12 protein-coding genes, 1 tRNA gene and 1 pseudogene are annotated in these 14,644 nt (G+C 66.0%); 7 read left to right on the forward strand and 7 right to left on the reverse strand.

What is annotated here, in order from left to right; translation table 11 throughout:
- The first annotated feature begins 226 nt into the window (after positions 1-226).
- From ACUXVX_RS09360 to ACUXVX_RS09380, 5 genes and pseudogenes are all read left to right on the forward strand, one after another.
- A complete protein-coding gene (locus tag ACUXVX_RS09360) occupies positions 227-1,330 on the forward strand; it encodes an ABC transporter ATP-binding protein (RefSeq protein WP_446311312.1) in 1,104 nt (367 codons plus the stop codon).
- 81 nt (positions 1,331-1,411) lie between these two features.
- Entirely contained in the window at positions 1,412-2,521 is a 1,110-nt protein-coding gene (locus ACUXVX_RS09365; protein ID WP_222469833.1) for an extracellular solute-binding protein, read from the forward strand.
- Between the two features lie 88 nt (positions 2,522-2,609).
- Positions 2,610-2,912, forward strand: a complete 303-nt coding sequence (locus ACUXVX_RS09370) for a DUF1330 domain-containing protein (RefSeq protein WP_074256164.1) — start codon at positions 2,610-2,612, stop codon at positions 2,910-2,912.
- Positions 2,905-4,545, forward strand: a complete 1,641-nt coding sequence (locus ACUXVX_RS09375) for an ABC transporter permease (protein ID WP_446311313.1) — start codon at positions 2,905-2,907, stop codon at positions 4,543-4,545. Before ACUXVX_RS09370 ends, ACUXVX_RS09375 begins: the two co-directional genes overlap by 8 nt.
- A gap of 20 nt (positions 4,546-4,565) precedes the next feature.
- Positions 4,566-5,402 (forward strand): annotated as a pseudogene (locus tag ACUXVX_RS09380) (ABC transporter permease); the annotation flags it as partial.
- A gap of 127 nt (positions 5,403-5,529) precedes the next feature.
- Here ACUXVX_RS09380 and ACUXVX_RS09385 read toward each other — a convergent pair.
- The 7 genes from ACUXVX_RS09385 to ACUXVX_RS09415 form a co-directional block, all read right to left on the reverse strand.
- Positions 5,530-6,459, reverse strand: coding sequence for an AEC family transporter (locus tag ACUXVX_RS09385; RefSeq protein ID WP_446311314.1), 930 nt, complete (start codon positions 6,457-6,459; stop codon positions 5,530-5,532).
- Positions 6,456-7,250 carry an MBL fold metallo-hydrolase gene (locus ACUXVX_RS09390; RefSeq protein WP_446311315.1) on the reverse strand — a complete coding sequence of 265 codons (795 nt, stop codon included), beginning with the start codon at positions 7,248-7,250 and terminating at the stop codon, positions 6,456-6,458. Before ACUXVX_RS09390 ends, ACUXVX_RS09385 begins: the two co-directional genes overlap by 4 nt.
- Entirely contained in the window at positions 7,247-8,032 is a 786-nt protein-coding gene (locus tag ACUXVX_RS09395; protein WP_446311316.1) for a TatD family hydrolase, read from the reverse strand. The genes ACUXVX_RS09390 and ACUXVX_RS09395 overlap by 4 nt, the downstream gene beginning before the upstream one ends.
- A gap of 25 nt (positions 8,033-8,057) precedes the next feature.
- Positions 8,058-9,218, reverse strand: coding sequence for a DNA polymerase III subunit delta' (locus ACUXVX_RS09400; RefSeq protein WP_446311317.1), 1,161 nt, complete (start codon positions 9,216-9,218; stop codon positions 8,058-8,060).
- Entirely contained in the window at positions 9,215-9,844 is a 630-nt protein-coding gene (gene tmk / locus ACUXVX_RS09405) for a dTMP kinase (RefSeq protein WP_446311318.1), read from the reverse strand. Before tmk ends, ACUXVX_RS09400 begins: the two co-directional genes overlap by 4 nt.
- 225 nt (positions 9,845-10,069) lie before the next feature.
- Entirely contained in the window at positions 10,070-11,233 is a 1,164-nt protein-coding gene (locus ACUXVX_RS09410; RefSeq protein ID WP_446311319.1) for a D-alanyl-D-alanine carboxypeptidase family protein, read from the reverse strand.
- 89 nt (positions 11,234-11,322) lie between these two features.
- On the reverse strand, positions 11,323-12,417 hold the full coding sequence (locus tag ACUXVX_RS09415) for an SPOR domain-containing protein (RefSeq protein WP_446311320.1): 1,095 nt from the start codon (positions 12,415-12,417) through the stop codon (positions 11,323-11,325).
- Between the two features lie 208 nt (positions 12,418-12,625).
- On the opposite strand from ACUXVX_RS09415, the gene ACUXVX_RS09420 reads away from it, so the two are divergent.
- A tRNA-Ser gene (locus ACUXVX_RS09420) sits at positions 12,626-12,715 on the forward strand.
- A 164-nt stretch (positions 12,716-12,879) separates the two neighbouring features.
- Positions 12,880-14,580, forward strand: a complete 1,701-nt coding sequence (locus tag ACUXVX_RS09425; RefSeq protein ID WP_446311321.1) for an ABC transporter ATP-binding protein — start codon at positions 12,880-12,882, stop codon at positions 14,578-14,580.
- Positions 14,581-14,644 lie beyond the last annotated feature (64 nt).

Genomic DNA, 14,644 nt, shown 5'->3' on the forward strand with positions numbered 1-14,644 from the left:
GGCATGTCAGCAGGCTGCGGGTTCACAGCGCGCGCAACTTTCATGCAAAGGGCGGCGGCGCTGCGCCGCATTTGTGCGTGGGGAACACCTGTGCCGAAAGCACGCAAAATTGCCCAAAATTCTCGCAAATGCCCATTGTAATGCCGCCCGGCGCTTGTTTTAGTCTGGGGTCACAGGGAGCGGTTGCCTGGGGAGGCGACCGGAAAAACCAGACAAAGGAGCGGCCTTGCTAGATCAGTCCGCCGACGGCGCCTTCGTAGAGTTCGAACGCGTCCAGAAGAGTTACGACGGCGAAACGCTTGTCGTGAAGGATCTCAACCTTTCGATGCCCAGGGGCGAGTTTCTGACGATGCTCGGCCCGTCAGGCTCGGGCAAGACCACCTGCCTGATGATGCTGGCAGGCTTCGAGACGGCGACCCACGGCGACATTCGCCTCGCGGGAAAGCCGATCAACAACATCCCGCCGCACAAGCGCGGCATCGGCATGGTGTTTCAGAACTACGCGCTGTTTCCGCATATGACGGTGGCCGAGAACCTCTCGTTCCCGCTCGAAGTGCGGGGCATGAGCGCCAGCGAGCGCGAGGGCAAGATCAAGCGCGCGCTCGACATGGTGCAGATGGGGGCCTTTGGCGGCCGCCGTCCGGCGCAGCTTTCAGGCGGGCAGCAGCAGCGTGTGGCCTTGGCCCGCGCGCTGGTGTTTGAGCCGGAGTTGGTGCTGATGGACGAGCCGCTGGGCGCGCTCGACAAGCAGTTGCGCGAGCACATGCAGTTCGAGATCACGCGGCTGGCGCATGAGCTGGGGATCACCACGGTTTACGTGACCCATGACCAGACCGAGGCGCTCACCATGTCGGACCGGGTTGCGGTGTTCGACGACGGGCGCATCCAGCAGCTTGCGCCGCCGGACGAGCTCTATGAGGCGCCGCAGAACAGCTTCGTGGCCCAGTTCATCGGCGAGAACAACACGCTGGAAGGCGTGGTGAAGGAGCTGAAGGGCGATATCGCCATGGTCAAGCTCGATGGCTCTGACGCGGTGATCGAGGCCAAGGCGGTGAACGTCGACAAGGTTGGCGACCGCACTCGCGTGTCGATCCGCCCCGAGCGGGTGGAGACAAACCCCGACCGCTTGCAGGACAACGCCCACACGCTTCAGGCCGAGGTGCTGGAGTTCATCTACATGGGCGACATCTACCGCACCCGCCTGAAGGTGGCGGGTAACGAGAATTTCGTGGTGAAAACCCGCAACGCGCCCGATGTGGCGCGGATGACACCGGGCCAGACGGTTCAGATCGGCTGGCTCCCCGAGGATTGCCGCGCGCTCGACGCCTGAGCGACGCGGCTCGTGGCCCTGCCTGCCCGGGGTGGGGCGCGGACGATAAAACACGGGCATGACAACAAGGAGTGCATACGCATGACCATGAAGAAAACCATTCTGGCGACGACCGCCCTGACCCTCGTGGCAGGCGGCGTGGCCGCGCAAGACATGGCCGACAGCATGACTGTCGTCTCCTGGGGCGGCGCCTATCAGGCCTCGCAGCAGAAGGCCTACACCGAGCCCTATCTGGCCGCGAATGACGGCGTTTCCGTCACTTGGGATGAAAGCTCCCCCGAGGCCGTGGCCAAGCTGCGCGCAATGAACGAGGCCGGCAACATCACATGGGACCTCGTCGACGTGGAAGCCGCCGACGCCATCCGCCTGTGCGACGAAGGCCTCGCGATGGAGTACGACCCCGAGGAGCTGGCAGCCTCTCCCGATGGCACCTCTGCCGAGGATGACTTCGGCGATATGCTGGTGAGCGACTGCTTCATCCCGCAGATCGTGTTCTCGACCACCTTCGGCTACCGCACCGACATGGTGCCCGAGGGCGTTGAGCCGCCGACCGGCGCCTGCGACGTGTTCGACCTCGAGAAGTACCCGGGCAAGCGCGCGCTGAACAAGCAGCCGATCGCCAACATGGAGTGGGCGCTGCTCTGCGACGGCGTGGCCTATGACGACGTGTACGACGTGCTCGAGACCGACGAAGGCCAGGCACAGGCCTTTGCCAAGCTCGACACCATCAAGGACGAGACCATCTGGTGGTCGGCTTCCGCCGAACCGATCCAGATGCTGGCTGATGGCGAGGTCTTCATGGGCTCCGCCTACAACGGTCGCCTGTTCTCGGCCATCGTTGAGCAGGACCAGCCGATCGGCATGGCCTGGGATTGGCAGATGTTCGACATCGACGGCTGGGTCGTGCCCGCCGGTCTGCCCGAGGATCGTCTGGCCCGTGTGAAGGACTTCCTGTTCTACGCCACCGACACCCAGCGTCTGGCGGATCAGGCCAAGTACATCTCCTACGGCCCGGCCCGCGCGTCTTCTGCCCCGCTGGTGGGTCAGCACGCCGAGCTCGGCATCGAGATGGCCCCCCACATGCCGACCGATCCGAACAACGCGGAGAACACCTTCGTGAACAACTACAGCTGGTGGGCTGACTACCGCGACGATCTGGACGCCAAGTTCCAGGCCTGGCTCGCGCAGTAACACCTGCACCGGGTGGGTCTAGCCCACCCTACAGCATCGGGCGGTCCCTCAGCGGGGCCGCCCCACCAAGAACACCAGGGGGACGACCATGCCCAAGGGCTACATCATCGGCCATATCGTCGTGAACGATCCGGAGGGCTACAAGGCCTACGTCACCGGCGACACGCCCATCCTCAAGGCTCATGGCGCGCGCTTCCTTGTCCGTGGCGGCAAGTCCGAGGCGCCCGAGGGCGATGTGCCCGAGGGCCAGCGCCATGTGGTCTTCGAGTTCGACTCATTCGAGGCCGCCAAGGCCGCCTATGAAGACCCGGCCTATCAGGAGATCTCGCTGATCCGGAAGGCCACCGCCGAGAGCACGATCATCCTCGTTGAAGGGCACACGGATGTCTGATGTGCCCGCCGCAACGCCGCAGGACGAGACCGACGCCGCAGGCCGGCTTGTCGCCGCTGACGGCACCCCGCTGAAGCGCAGCCTCGCGCGCGCTCTGCGCCGCCAGAAGCTGCGCGCGCTGCTGCTGATCGCGCCGCTGCTGCTGTTCATCCTGCTCACCTTCATCGCGCCCATCGCCGACATGCTGTTCCGCTCGGTCGAGAACGACATCGTCAGCCGCACCCTGCCGGAGACGGTGGAGACGCTGGGCGAATGGGATTATTCAAGCGGCGAGCTGCCCGATGACGCGGCCTACCTCGCGCTCTACCGCGACCTTTCGGTCGCGACCGAATACAAGACTCACACCCGCCTCGGCTCCCGCCTGAACTACGAAACCTCGGGCATCTCCTCGCTCTTCCGCAAGACCGGCCGGGGCGTGGAAGACATGGGCGAGCTCTATCAGGACCAGTTCGAGGATCTCGACGCGGCGTGGAAAGAGCCTGAAACATGGGCCCGGCTGATGGCCTCTCAAGAGTGGCTCGCCGCCGAAGACCGCGCAGGCACGCCGCTGGAGCTGCGTGACGGGATCGCCGGGGCGCTGCCCAACACCGCCCGCGCCTATGAACAGTTCGCGGAGTTCACGCAAAACGAAGATGGCGACGACCCGGCCGAGGAAGACCCCTGGGCCTATGTCTACGCCATGCTTTGGCTCGATCTGACCGGCCCGGTGCAGATGGATGCCTACCAAGGCCCCGACGCTGCCCTGCTGGAAGCCGCCGCCGAGGCGGCACCCGGCTTCGAGAGCCAGACGTGGCGCGCGGGTTTTGCCGACATCGACAACGACTGGGAGGATGTCGAGGTCTGGGGCACGATCAAGGCATACTCGGGCGAGTTCACCTCGGGCTACTTCCTCAACTCGGTCGATCTGCAACTGACGCCGGAGGGCATCGAGAAGCAGGACGAGAACCAGCGCATCTATCTCAAGCTGTTCTGGCGCACGATCGTCATGTCGCTCGCCATCACCTTCAGTTGCATCCTGCTGGGCTACCCGGTGGCGTGGCTGCTCGCCAACCTGCCGATGCGGGTGAGCAATGTGCTGATGATCCTCGTGCTCCTGCCGTTCTGGACCTCGCTTCTGGTGCGAACCAGCGCGTGGAAGGTGCTGCTGCAACAGCAAGGCGTGATCAACGATATCCTCGTCTGGATCGGGCTGATTTCCGATGCCAACCGTCTGGTGATGATCAACAACGTCACCGGCACGATCATCGCGATGACGCATATCCTGCTGCCCTTCATGATCCTTCCGATGTACTCGGTGATGCAGACCATTCCGCCGAGCTATCTGCGCGCCGCCAAATCGTTGGGCGCGACCAACTGGGTGGCCTTCTGGCGGGTCTACTTTCCGCAATCGGTGCCGGGCATCGGGGCGGGGTCGATCCTCGTGTTCATCCTCGCCATCGGCTACTACATCACGCCCGAACTGGTGGGCGGGACCAAGGGGGTCTTTATCTCGAACCGGATCGCCTACCACATCTCGACCTCGCTCAACTGGGGCCTCGCGGCCGCGCTGGGCACGATCCTTCTGGCAGCGGTGCTGCTGCTCTACTGGGCCTATGACAAGATCGTGGGCATCGACAACGTGAAGCTGGGGTAGGGCAGATGGCAGTTCCAACATATGCAACGACGGGCCAGCGGATCTGGTACTACGGGTTCCGGGTGATCTGCGGGTTGATCTTCTTCTTCCTGATCGCCCCGATCCTCGTGATCATTCCGCTGAGTTTCAACGCGGAGGACTTCTTCACCTTCACGCCGGAGATGCTGAGCTTCGATCCCGAGGGATACTCGCTGAAGCACTACCGCGACTTCTTCACCAACTCCGACTGGCAGCAGGCCCTGCGGAACTCGGTGAGCATCGCGCCGGTGGCGACGCTGCTCTCAGTGGGCTTCGGGACGCTGGCGGCCATTGGCCTTTCGTCCGAGCACGTGCCTTTCCGCCGGGCGATCATGGCGATCCTGATTTCGCCGATGATCGTGCCGCTGATCATCTCGGCGGCGGGGATGTACTTCTTCTACTCCCGCGTCGGGCTGCAAGGCACCTATGTCGGCGTCGTGCTGGCCCATGCGGCACTTGGCATCCCTTTCGTCATCATCACCGTGACCGCCACGCTGGTGGGCTTTGACCGCTCGCTGACGCGGGCAGCGGCCTCGATGGGCGCGGACCCGGTGCGTACCTTCTTCAAGGTGCAGATGCCGCTGATCCTGCCCGGCGTTATCTCTGGCGCGCTCTTTGCTTTCATCACCAGTTTCGACGAGGTGGTGGTGGTGCTCTTCGTGGGCTCCGCAGGGCAGAAGACGCTGCCGTGGCAGATGTTCATCGGGCTGCGGGAGCAGATCTCTCCGACCATCCTTGCCGTTGCCACGCTGCTGGTGGTGATCTCCATCGCTCTGCTGGCAAGTGTCGAGATGCTGCGGCGGCGGAGCGAGCGCCTCAGGGGCATGTCACCCGGCTGAACTGTCGGACTGGGGGTTTCACACCCCCAGACCCCCGTGGAGATATTTCCGGCAAGAAAATGCACGACGCTTGGGGACAATTTGAATCGAATTGCCCACTTTCTTGCTGAAAGCACCCGAAGGAATCTTATGGCAGCAGGGTGAGCCAGCCCCAGGCGGTGAGCATCGTCAGGCCGGTGGCGAAGAGCACCGCGGTAGCGGCCACGCGTTTGGCGCGATCATACATGTTGGCGAAGATATAGGCGTTCACGCCCGGTGCCATGGCTGCGGTGATGGTGGCCGAACGCAGGCCGGGGGTGTCGACCCCGGTGAGATGGGCGAGGCTCCATGTGATGGCCGGGTGCAACCCGAGGGCCAGCAGGCAGACCATCAGCGCCACGCGGATATCGCCCTCGGGGCGGTAGCGGCAGAGCACCCCGCCGAGGGCGAAGAGGGCTGCGGGCAGGCCCGCGCGGGCGATGAGATCGGCCGCATCCATGATAACGGTCGGCACCGGCAGGCCGGTCACGTTGACGGCGAGACCGGCGAGGATGCCGATGATGAAACCGTTGCGAAACACGTTGCGTGCCACGCGGCCCGGCAGGGCGGAGAGGGGCGCCTCACGGGCGCGGGCGAACTCCATCACCACAATGCCGGCGGTCAGCAGAACGGGGGCGTGCAGGGCGATGATGGCGTAGTTACCGGTCAGCGCTTCCTCACCATAGGCGCGCTCGGTGATCGGCAGGCCGAGTAGCAGCGAGTTGGAGAAGAGGCAGGCGAAGCCGATCACGACCGAATCCTCCCACTCGCGTTTGAAGATAAACCGCGCCCCCGCGATACCTGCAGCGAAGCTGACGAAGGCGCCGGCGTAGAACGACAGCAGCAGCGCCGGTTGGAAGCTCGCCGCCAGATCGAGCCGGGTCATGGCGGCGAAGAGCAGGAGCGGGATCGAAAAATTCTGCGCAAAGCCCATCAGCAGATCGGTCGCCTCGGGCTTGAAGTTCAGCTTCCAGACCGCGAGGTAGCCGAAGCCGATGACGAGGAAGACCGGGAGGATGACCGAGGTGAGCGCGCTCATGCCGGCAGGCTCAGGACCATGCCGTCATAGGCGGGGGTCACATGGGCCGGGGTTTCGGCCTCGACGGCGGCGTAATCCATGTCGATGTGCATATTGGTGAGCACGGCCTGCCGGGGCGCGGCGCGTTCGATCCATTCCAGCGCTCGGGCGAGGTGCACATGGGAGGGGTGGGGCGTGCGGCGAAGCGCATCGAGCACCCAGATATCTAGGTCTTGCAAGGCGAGCCATGCGGCATCGGGGATGTCGGACACATCCGGCAGGTAGGCCAGCCCGCCGATGCGGAAGCCGAGCGCGTCGATCCGGCCATGCTCTACCTCGAAGGGCGCGAGGGTGATCGGCCCGCCTGCGCCCTCCACGGTGAAGGCGCCGTCGATGGCGCGCAGGTCGAGGATGGGCGGATAATCGGAGCCGGGCGGCTGCACGAAGGCATAGCCGAAGCGGGCGATCAGATCATCGGTGGTGGCGCCATCGGCCCAGACCTTCACCCGGTTGCGCATGTTGTAGACGATCTGGCGCAGGTCATCGAGGCCGTGGGTATGGTCGGCATGGGCATGGGTGAAGGCGACGCCGTCGAGCGCGCCGACCTTGGCATCGAGCAGTTGCGCGCGCAGGTCGGGCGAGGTGTCGATCAGCACCCGCGTGGTGCCCTCGGGGCCGTCACGCTCCACCAGCAGGGAGCAGCGGCTGCGGCGGTTGCGCGGCTCGTTCGGGTCGCAATCGCCCCAGTTGTCGGGCAGGCGCGGAACGCCGCCCGATGAGCCGCAGCCGAGGATGGTGAAGCGGTAGCTCACGCGGCGACCTTGCTGAAGAGGCGCTCGAAGTTGGCCTCGGTGGCGGCGGCGAAATCCTCATAGCTGAGGCCGAAGACCTCTGCGCCGACCTTCGCGGTGTGGGCGGTATAGGCCGGTTCGTTGCGTTTGCCGCGGTGGGGCGGGGGGGCGAGGTAGGGGCTATCGGTTTCCACCAGCACACGGTCGAGCGGGGCGGCGGCGAAGATATCGCGCAACTCCTTACTCTTGGGGAAGGCGGCGATGCCGGACATGGAGAGATAGAAGCCGAGGTCGAGCGCGGCCTTTGCCAGCTCTGCAGAGGAGCTGAAGCAATGCATGACGCAGCTATAGGAGCCATCCTCGTAGCCCTCACGCAGGATGGCCGCCATGTCGTCATCGGCGGCGCGGGCGTGGATGATCAGCGGCAGGCCGGTTTCGCGGGCGGCCTCAATGTGGAGGCGCAGCGAGGTCTGCTGCACCTCGGCGCTCTCGGCGGTGTAGTGATAATCTAGGCCGGTTTCGCCGATGCCCACGCATTTGGGGTGGGCGGCGGCGGCCTTCAGCTCAGCCTTGGTGATCAGCGGCTCGCCTGCCACGCTCATCGGGTGGATGCCGAAGGCGTGGAAGACCTGATCGTAAGACTCGGATATCGCCTGCACATTGGCCAGTCCGGCGCGCTTGGTGCAGATCGTCACCATCCGGCCCACCCCGGCGGCCTTGGCTCGTTCGATGACCTCGGGCAATTCGCCCTCGAAGTCGGGAAAATCGAGGTGGCAATGGCTGTCGGTGATGATTGGGGGCATGGGGCTCGGGCTTGGGTGGTTTGGCTCAGAGCCGCATGGCGGCGGCGGCATCCGAGATCTTGAGGCAGATATCCGTGATGAGGGCCGGGGCGTCAAGGTTCACCGCCGCGCCAGCGCGGGCGCGGGCGCCGAGCGTGGCGGCCAGTTCGGCCCATGCGCGGGCGCGGGTGGTATCGGGGGCGAGGCGGGCGAGCAGGGCGGCCTCGCCGGGCGCGGCCTCTGGAGACGGAGGGCCGAGCGCGCCGGTGCGGGCGGTGCGGGCGAGCAGGGTGTCGATCAGGCGCACGGTGAGGCGGAAGCGGTCGGCGGCATCGCGCCCGCCGCATTTACCCGCCAGCGCGAGGGTGGCGGGGCGGTCGAGCCGGGGCAGGTCGCGGAAGAGCGCGACCAGCGCGGCGTAGAGCGTGAGGCCCTCATCGTCGATCAGTTGCAGGGCGGTGGCCACCGAACCCTCGGAGAGCGCAGAGAGCGCGGCGCGTTGCACCGGGTCTTCCGGCGGCTCGGCTCCGGCGCCACGCAGGGCGGCGGTGAGTGAGGCCTCGGAGAGCGGTGCACAGGGCAGGATCTGGCAACGCGAGCGGATGGTGGGCAGCAGCGAGGCGGGCGCGTGGGAGATGAGCAGGAGAACGGTGTTCTCGGGCGGCTCCTCCAGCACCTTCAGCACCGCGTTGGCGGCGGAAGCGTTCATCTCGTCGACGGAGTCGATGAGCACCACGCGCCGGGCCTTCTCGGCGGCGGAATAGGCGAAGAAACGTTTCAACTCGCGGGTGCTCTCCACGTCGATTACGGTCTTGAACCGGGCAGGGGCGGGCTTTTCTACCCATTTCCGACGGAGCAGCATGAGGTTGCCCTCGGAGCCTGCGGTGATCCGGCGGGCGACCGGGTGGTTTGGGTCGACCGCGAGGGTCTCTGGTTTGTCCGGCTCCCCGAAGAGACCGCCACCGTCATCGAGAGGCTGCGAGATCAGGAAGCGAGCGATGCGCCAAGCGAGAGTAGCCTTGCCGATGCCGCGCGGCCCGGTGATGAGCCAGGCGTGGGGCAGGCGGCCAGAGTTGAAAGCGGCGAGAAAGCGGGCCTCGGCCTCTTCCTGTCCGTAGAGGGTTTCGGTGTGGCGCGGGTGCGGGTAGTCGCCGAGGCGGTCGGCCTCGGGCAGCTCTTCGGCCACGCCAAGGGGCGCGGCGCTCATCGCATATGCTCCCGAACGGCGGTGATGACATCGGCGGTGATCGCCTCAGCGGGGCGGCCCGCGTCGATCAGACGGCAGCGGGCGGGGTTGGCCTCGGCCAGCGCGAGGAACCCGGCACGGAGCTTCTGCTGAAAGGCGAGGCCCTCCTCCTCGAAGCGATCTTCGCCGGAGGCGCGGGCGAGGCCACGGGCCAGCGCCACCTCCGGGTCCATGTCGAGAATAAGCGTGAGGTCCGGCTCGCGCCCGATGGCGAGGCTATGGAGCGCGTCGACGAACCCCCGCAGCTCGCCTCGTGCGGCGCCTTGGTAGACGCGAGTTGAATCGGCGAAACGGTCGGAGATCACCACCTTGCCCGCCGCGAGGGCGGGGGTGATGACGCGCTCCAGATGGTCGCGCCGCGCGGCGGTGAAGAGCAGCGTCTCCGTCTCGCCCGACCAGCGATCCGGCGCGCCCTCCACCAGCAGCCGGCGGATCTCTTCGGCGCCTGCCGAGCCGCCGGGTTCGCGGGTGAGCACCACCTCACGGCCCTCGCTCTCGGCCCACGCGCCAAGCGCCCGCGCCTGGGTGGATTTCCCGGCGCCGTCAATCCCTTCGAGGGTGATGAAAAACCCGTGAGGCTGCGTCATGGGCGGACGTTATACTGAGGCTCTGGCAGGCGCAAACCGCTCGCCAGACGAGATTTGAGGCCCTCGGCGGGAGATGTTTGGAGTAAGAAAATGGGCCGGGCGATGCATGCTGCATTTTCCTGCTGAAAATACTCTAGCGCCCGGACGCAAACCGCGCAGCAGGCGCGTTTGAAGGCGTTGGCTGCGGGACGGGAGGCGGGACGAGACCCGCCGCCTCAAGGCGCGCTATTGCGGCGCGGCCTGCCCGGCGAATTGCTTCATCAGCACGCCCGCCGCCGTTTTGATACGGGGCAGGAAGCCGCCCTTGGGGATGTCGCGTTCGGCAACCAGAGGCACGGTGATCGCCTCCATGTCGGGCAGAGTCACGGTGAGGCTGGCGACCTCGTCGCCTGCTGACACGGGCGCGCGCAGCGGGCCTTCGTAGCTCACCTCTGCCTCCAGCCGGTCCTGCGCCAGTGCGGGCATGAGCACGTCGAGATCATTGGCCAGCACGAGGCCGACGCGCGGTTCCGCGCCCATCCATACCGGCGCTTCGGCGATACGGGTGCCCTCATCGGCCACGGTCTTCTGCACGAACTGCCGGAAGGCCCAGTTGACGATGTTGATCGCCTCCTGCTTGCGGGCATCCTCGGAAGGCAGGCCGGTGATGACGAAGACGATGCGGCGGTTGCCCTGCTTGGCCGACCCGACGAGGCCGTAGCCCGCTTCGGTGGTGTGGCCGGTCTTCAGCCCGTCTGCCCCGATGCCGAGCTTCAGCAGCGGGTTGCGGTTGTTGTGATTGGTCGGCACCCGCCCGTCGAACTCGAACTTCTCCATGCCGAAGTAGCCGTAGTATTCGGGGAACTCGCGGATCAGCCGCAGCGCCAGAATGCCGAGGTCGTGCATCGACATGCGCTGCCCCGGGTTGGGCCAGCCGCTGGCGTTGGCGAAGGTGGAGTTCTCCATGCCCAGATCGCGGGCACGCTCGTTCATCAGCCGGGCAAACCCATCCTCGGTGCCGGCCAGGCCTTCGGCCACCACGACGCAGGCGTCATTGCCCGATTGTACCACGATCCCCTGGATCAGTTGCTCGACCGAGGGCCTGTCAGTGGTGTTCAGGAACATCGAGGAGCCGCCCATGTTCTTGGCGCGCTCGCTGACAGTAAAGGTGGTGTCCAGCGTCACCCGCCCGTCGCGGAGGGCCTCGAAGAGCATGTTCAGCGTCATCAGCTTTGACATGCTGGCCGGGGGCAGCGCGGTGTCGGCGTTCTTCGACAGCAGGATCGTGCCGGTCGTCTCATCGACCACCCAGGCCGAAGTGGCGCGGGTCTCGAAGGCGGCGGCGGCAGTGGTTGCGGCGGCGATCACCGCGGCGGCGATCAGGGTTGCGAGGCCGTGGAGGCGAAGCATGGGGGCGGATGTCCTTTCCTGTCCGGCCCCGGCGTGAGGGTGCCGGGGGTGGTGCAGGGCGGGAGTGGCTGCTTTGGCTGAGTCCCGCCTCAGTTCGTCACAAAATACGCATCCTGGAAGCCCATCGCCTTAACTTTTTCGAGAAGCACCGCGCGATCGGCGGCACTATGCGCAGGGCCAATCACGACGCGCCAGAAGGTCTTTCCGGCGGACTGCTGCTCGTAGACGGTGGGCACCACACCGGACTTGCGCATGTTGGCAGCGGTACGGTTGGCGTTTTCCTCGACCGAGAAGATCCCGATCTGAACGTAGTTCTTGCCGCCCGAGGGCTTGGGGCCAGCGGCCTTGGGGGCCGCTGCGGTCGCGGCGGCTGCCGTGGGGGCCAGCGGGGCGGCGGAAATCTCTGGTGTGGCCACGCCTGCGGGCGCCGTGGGGGCAGCGGCATCGGGGGCGGCGGCGATGGTCGCATCGGCCTTGGCGCGCTGCGATTTCTTGCCCTTCAGGCGCTGCCAGAAGCCCTTCTTGGCCTTTTCCGGCTGGGGTGCCGGGGCGGCTGCCGTCTCAATGGCCGCATCGGCCCCAGCGGTTCCGGTGCCTTCGGCAGCGACAATGGCGGCTTCAGCGGCGGCCAGCGGCGCATCGAGCGACTTTTGCTGGATCGCTTCGGGCTCGGCGATGGTTTCGGCGTCGACTGCAGCGGCGGCAGGGGCCGCAGCGGCGGGAGCCTGCTCGGGCACTTCCTCGCGCACCAGCGCGACGACGCTCAGCTTGGTCGGCGCACCGGGCAGCACGCCCAGCGCATTCGCCGCATCGGAGGAGACCTGAAGCTTCGGCCCCGGGTTGTCACGCTCGCGCTTGAAGAGAGCGCCGATCACGAACTTGCCGTTGGACTGGTTGCGGATGATCACTCGCTCGGGCTCTTTCACGTCCGGATGGGCGATCCAGACACCGCCCAGCGAGGGGCGGCCATCCCACAGACCGTCTTCGTTCTTGGAAAAGACCTCGGGCGCCTCGACATCGCGCTCCACCAGCTTTGTCGCCGCCGGACGGCTCGCCGCAGCGGAGACCTCCGCGCCATCGGCCTTCTTGGCACCGAGTTTCAGCCCTGTGCCATCCTCACAAGCCGCGAGTGCCAGAACCGACACAGAAATCACGCCTACATGAAGGAGTTTGCCCTTGCCCATGCTTCGCCCCTTTGTCCGCCGAGTGGTCGGGTCTTTGCCCGCCATCGCATTTTTTGCCGCCGGTTTGCCCGGCTGAACTGCTCTCGAACGTCACAATACATAGGTGAAGGGCGCATGGAAACCCGGGATATCGGAGCCAAGCAAAAATTGGCGTGAGGGGTGTTGCCTTTTCCCCCACGGCGGGGTTTTACCAGCATCAGACCCCGCCGGAGGAGTGGCAGAGTGGTCGAATGCACCGGTCTTGAAAACCGGCGTGCGTGAAAGCGTACCGTGGGTTCGAATCCCACCTCCTCCGCCACTATCACCGTTCCATGAGAGTTTGGCCCGGCTATAGGCAAAAGCCCTTGTGGATAGTCTGCGGATTCGGCGTTGGGCGGCCTGATTATGCGAGGGGTGCATTTCGTTTCTGGTAGTCCCTCCACGGTCAGCCTAAGAGGGGAGGGTGCTACACATCCTCGCCCCATGATCCGCCTTTTCTTCGACTACTATCGCCCGCACATGCGGCTGTTCTGGCTCGACTTCGGCTGTGCCGTTGCCTCGGGCCTGCTGGAGCTGGCCTTTCCTTTGGCCATTGCGGGCTTCATCGACACGTTGTTGCCGCAGGGGGACTGGGCGCTGACCGTGCTGGCGGCGTGCGGGTTGGTGGCGGTTTACGTGATCAACACGGTGCTCATGGCGATCGTCACCTATTGGGGCCACATGCTGGGCATCAATATCGAGACCGAGATGCGGGCGCGTGCGTTCGACCGGCTGACGCGGCTCAGCTGGTCGTGGTTCGACCGGGCCGAGACCGGCAAGCTGGTGGCGCGGGTCACGCGCGACCTCGAGGAGATCGGGGAGGTCGCCCACCACGGGCCGGAAGACCTGTTCATCGCGATCATGACTTTTATCGGGGCCTTTGCCCTGATGCTCTGGCTACATCCGCAACTGGCACTCATCACCCTCGTGATCGTGCCGGTCATGGCTTGGCTGCTGGCCCACTATGGCGGGCGGATGACCCGGGCGTGGCAGGCGATCTATGCCCGCGTCGGGGCGTTCAACGTGCGGCTTGAGGAGAGCATCGGCGGCATCCGCGTAGTGCAGGCCTTCACCAACGAGCCGCATGAGCGGGCGCTGTTTGGCGAGGACAACAGCCGGTATCGCACCACCAAGCTCGAGGCCTACCGGATCATGGCGGGCGTCACCGCGCTGCATTACATGGGGCTGCGGGTGGTGCAGGTGGTGGTGATGGTCGTGGGCGCGGGCTACGTGTTTCAGGGCAGCCTCAGCACCGGCTCCTACGTGGCCTTTCTGCTTCTGGTCGGCGTGTTCTTCCGCCCATTGGAGAAGATCGCGGCGGTGCTGGAGCTTTACCCGCGCGGGATCGCGGGCTTCCGCCGTTACCTCGAACTGATGAACACCGCCCCGGAGATCACCGATGCCGAAGGCGCGCGCGAGGCGCCTGCGCTGACGGGGGCGATCAGCTTTGACAAGGTCAGCTTTGCCTATGACGGCGCGCGCGGTGTGCTGCATGACATCTCCCTTGAGATCGCCCCCGGCGAGCAAGTGGCGCTGGTGGGCCACTCCGGCGCGGGCAAGACGACGCTGGCCGCGCTGGTGCCCCGGTTCTACGAGCCCAGTGCGGGCGAGATCCGGATTGACGGGGTGCCGATCCGCGAGATGACGCTGGCGTCGCTGCGCAGCCAGGTCGGGCTGGTCAGCCAGGATGTTTTCCTCTTCGGCGGCACGCTGCGCGAGAATATCGCCTATGGCGCGCTGGATGCCGACGAGGCAGCGATCATGGCAGCGGTGGAGAACGCGCAGCTCGGCGGGCTGGTGCGCGAGCTGCCGGACGGCCTCGACACGATGGTTGGTGAGCGCGGGGTCATGCTTTCGGGCGGGCAACGCCAGCGGGTGGCGATTGCCCGGGTGTTCCTGAAGAACCCGCCGATCCTGCTGCTGGACGAGGCGACCTCGGCGCTCGACCGGGGCACCGAGCGCGAGGTGCAGGCGGCGCTGACCCGGCTCTCCGAAGGGCGCACCACGCTCACCATCGCCCACCGGCTCAACACCATCCGCCACGCCGACCGCATCATCGTGCTCGATCAGGGACGGATCGTGGAGATGGGCACCCATGACGAGTTGGTGGACCGGCAGGCGGCCTACCACGCGCTCATCAGCTGAGCGGGCAGGGCTCTTGTGGCTGGCCCGCCGCCCGCCCGCGCGGTAGAGGTGGACGGCCAGACCA

The sequence above is a fragment of the Vannielia sp. SX4 genome, from assembly GCF_052828525.1.

Excerpts from the sequence above, each read along its gene's own strand:
- ACUXVX_RS09365 (WP_222469833.1), top strand. The coding sequence starts at position 1,412 with ATGACCATGAAGAAAACCATTCTGGCGACGACCGCCCTGACCCTCGTG.
- ACUXVX_RS09370 (WP_074256164.1), top strand. The coding sequence starts at position 2,610 with ATGCCCAAGGGCTACATCATCGGCCATATCGTCGTGAACGATCCGGAG.
- ACUXVX_RS09375 (WP_446311313.1), top strand. The coding sequence starts at position 2,905 with ATGTCTGATGTGCCCGCCGCAACGCCGCAGGACGAGACCGACGCCGCA.
- ACUXVX_RS09385 (WP_446311314.1), bottom strand. The coding sequence starts at position 6,459 with ATGAGCGCGCTCACCTCGGTCATCCTCCCGGTCTTCCTCGTCATCGGC.
- ACUXVX_RS09395 (WP_446311316.1), bottom strand. The coding sequence starts at position 8,032 with ATGCCCCCAATCATCACCGACAGCCATTGCCACCTCGATTTTCCCGAC.
- ACUXVX_RS09400 (WP_446311317.1), bottom strand. The coding sequence starts at position 9,218 with ATGAGCGCCGCGCCCCTTGGCGTGGCCGAAGAGCTGCCCGAGGCCGAC.
- tmk (WP_446311318.1), bottom strand. The coding sequence starts at position 9,844 with ATGACGCAGCCTCACGGGTTTTTCATCACCCTCGAAGGGATTGACGGC.
- ACUXVX_RS09410 (WP_446311319.1), bottom strand. The coding sequence starts at position 11,233 with ATGCTTCGCCTCCACGGCCTCGCAACCCTGATCGCCGCCGCGGTGATC.
- ACUXVX_RS09415 (WP_446311320.1), bottom strand. The coding sequence starts at position 12,417 with ATGGGCAAGGGCAAACTCCTTCATGTAGGCGTGATTTCTGTGTCGGTT.
- ACUXVX_RS09425 (WP_446311321.1), top strand. The coding sequence starts at position 12,880 with ATGATCCGCCTTTTCTTCGACTACTATCGCCCGCACATGCGGCTGTTC.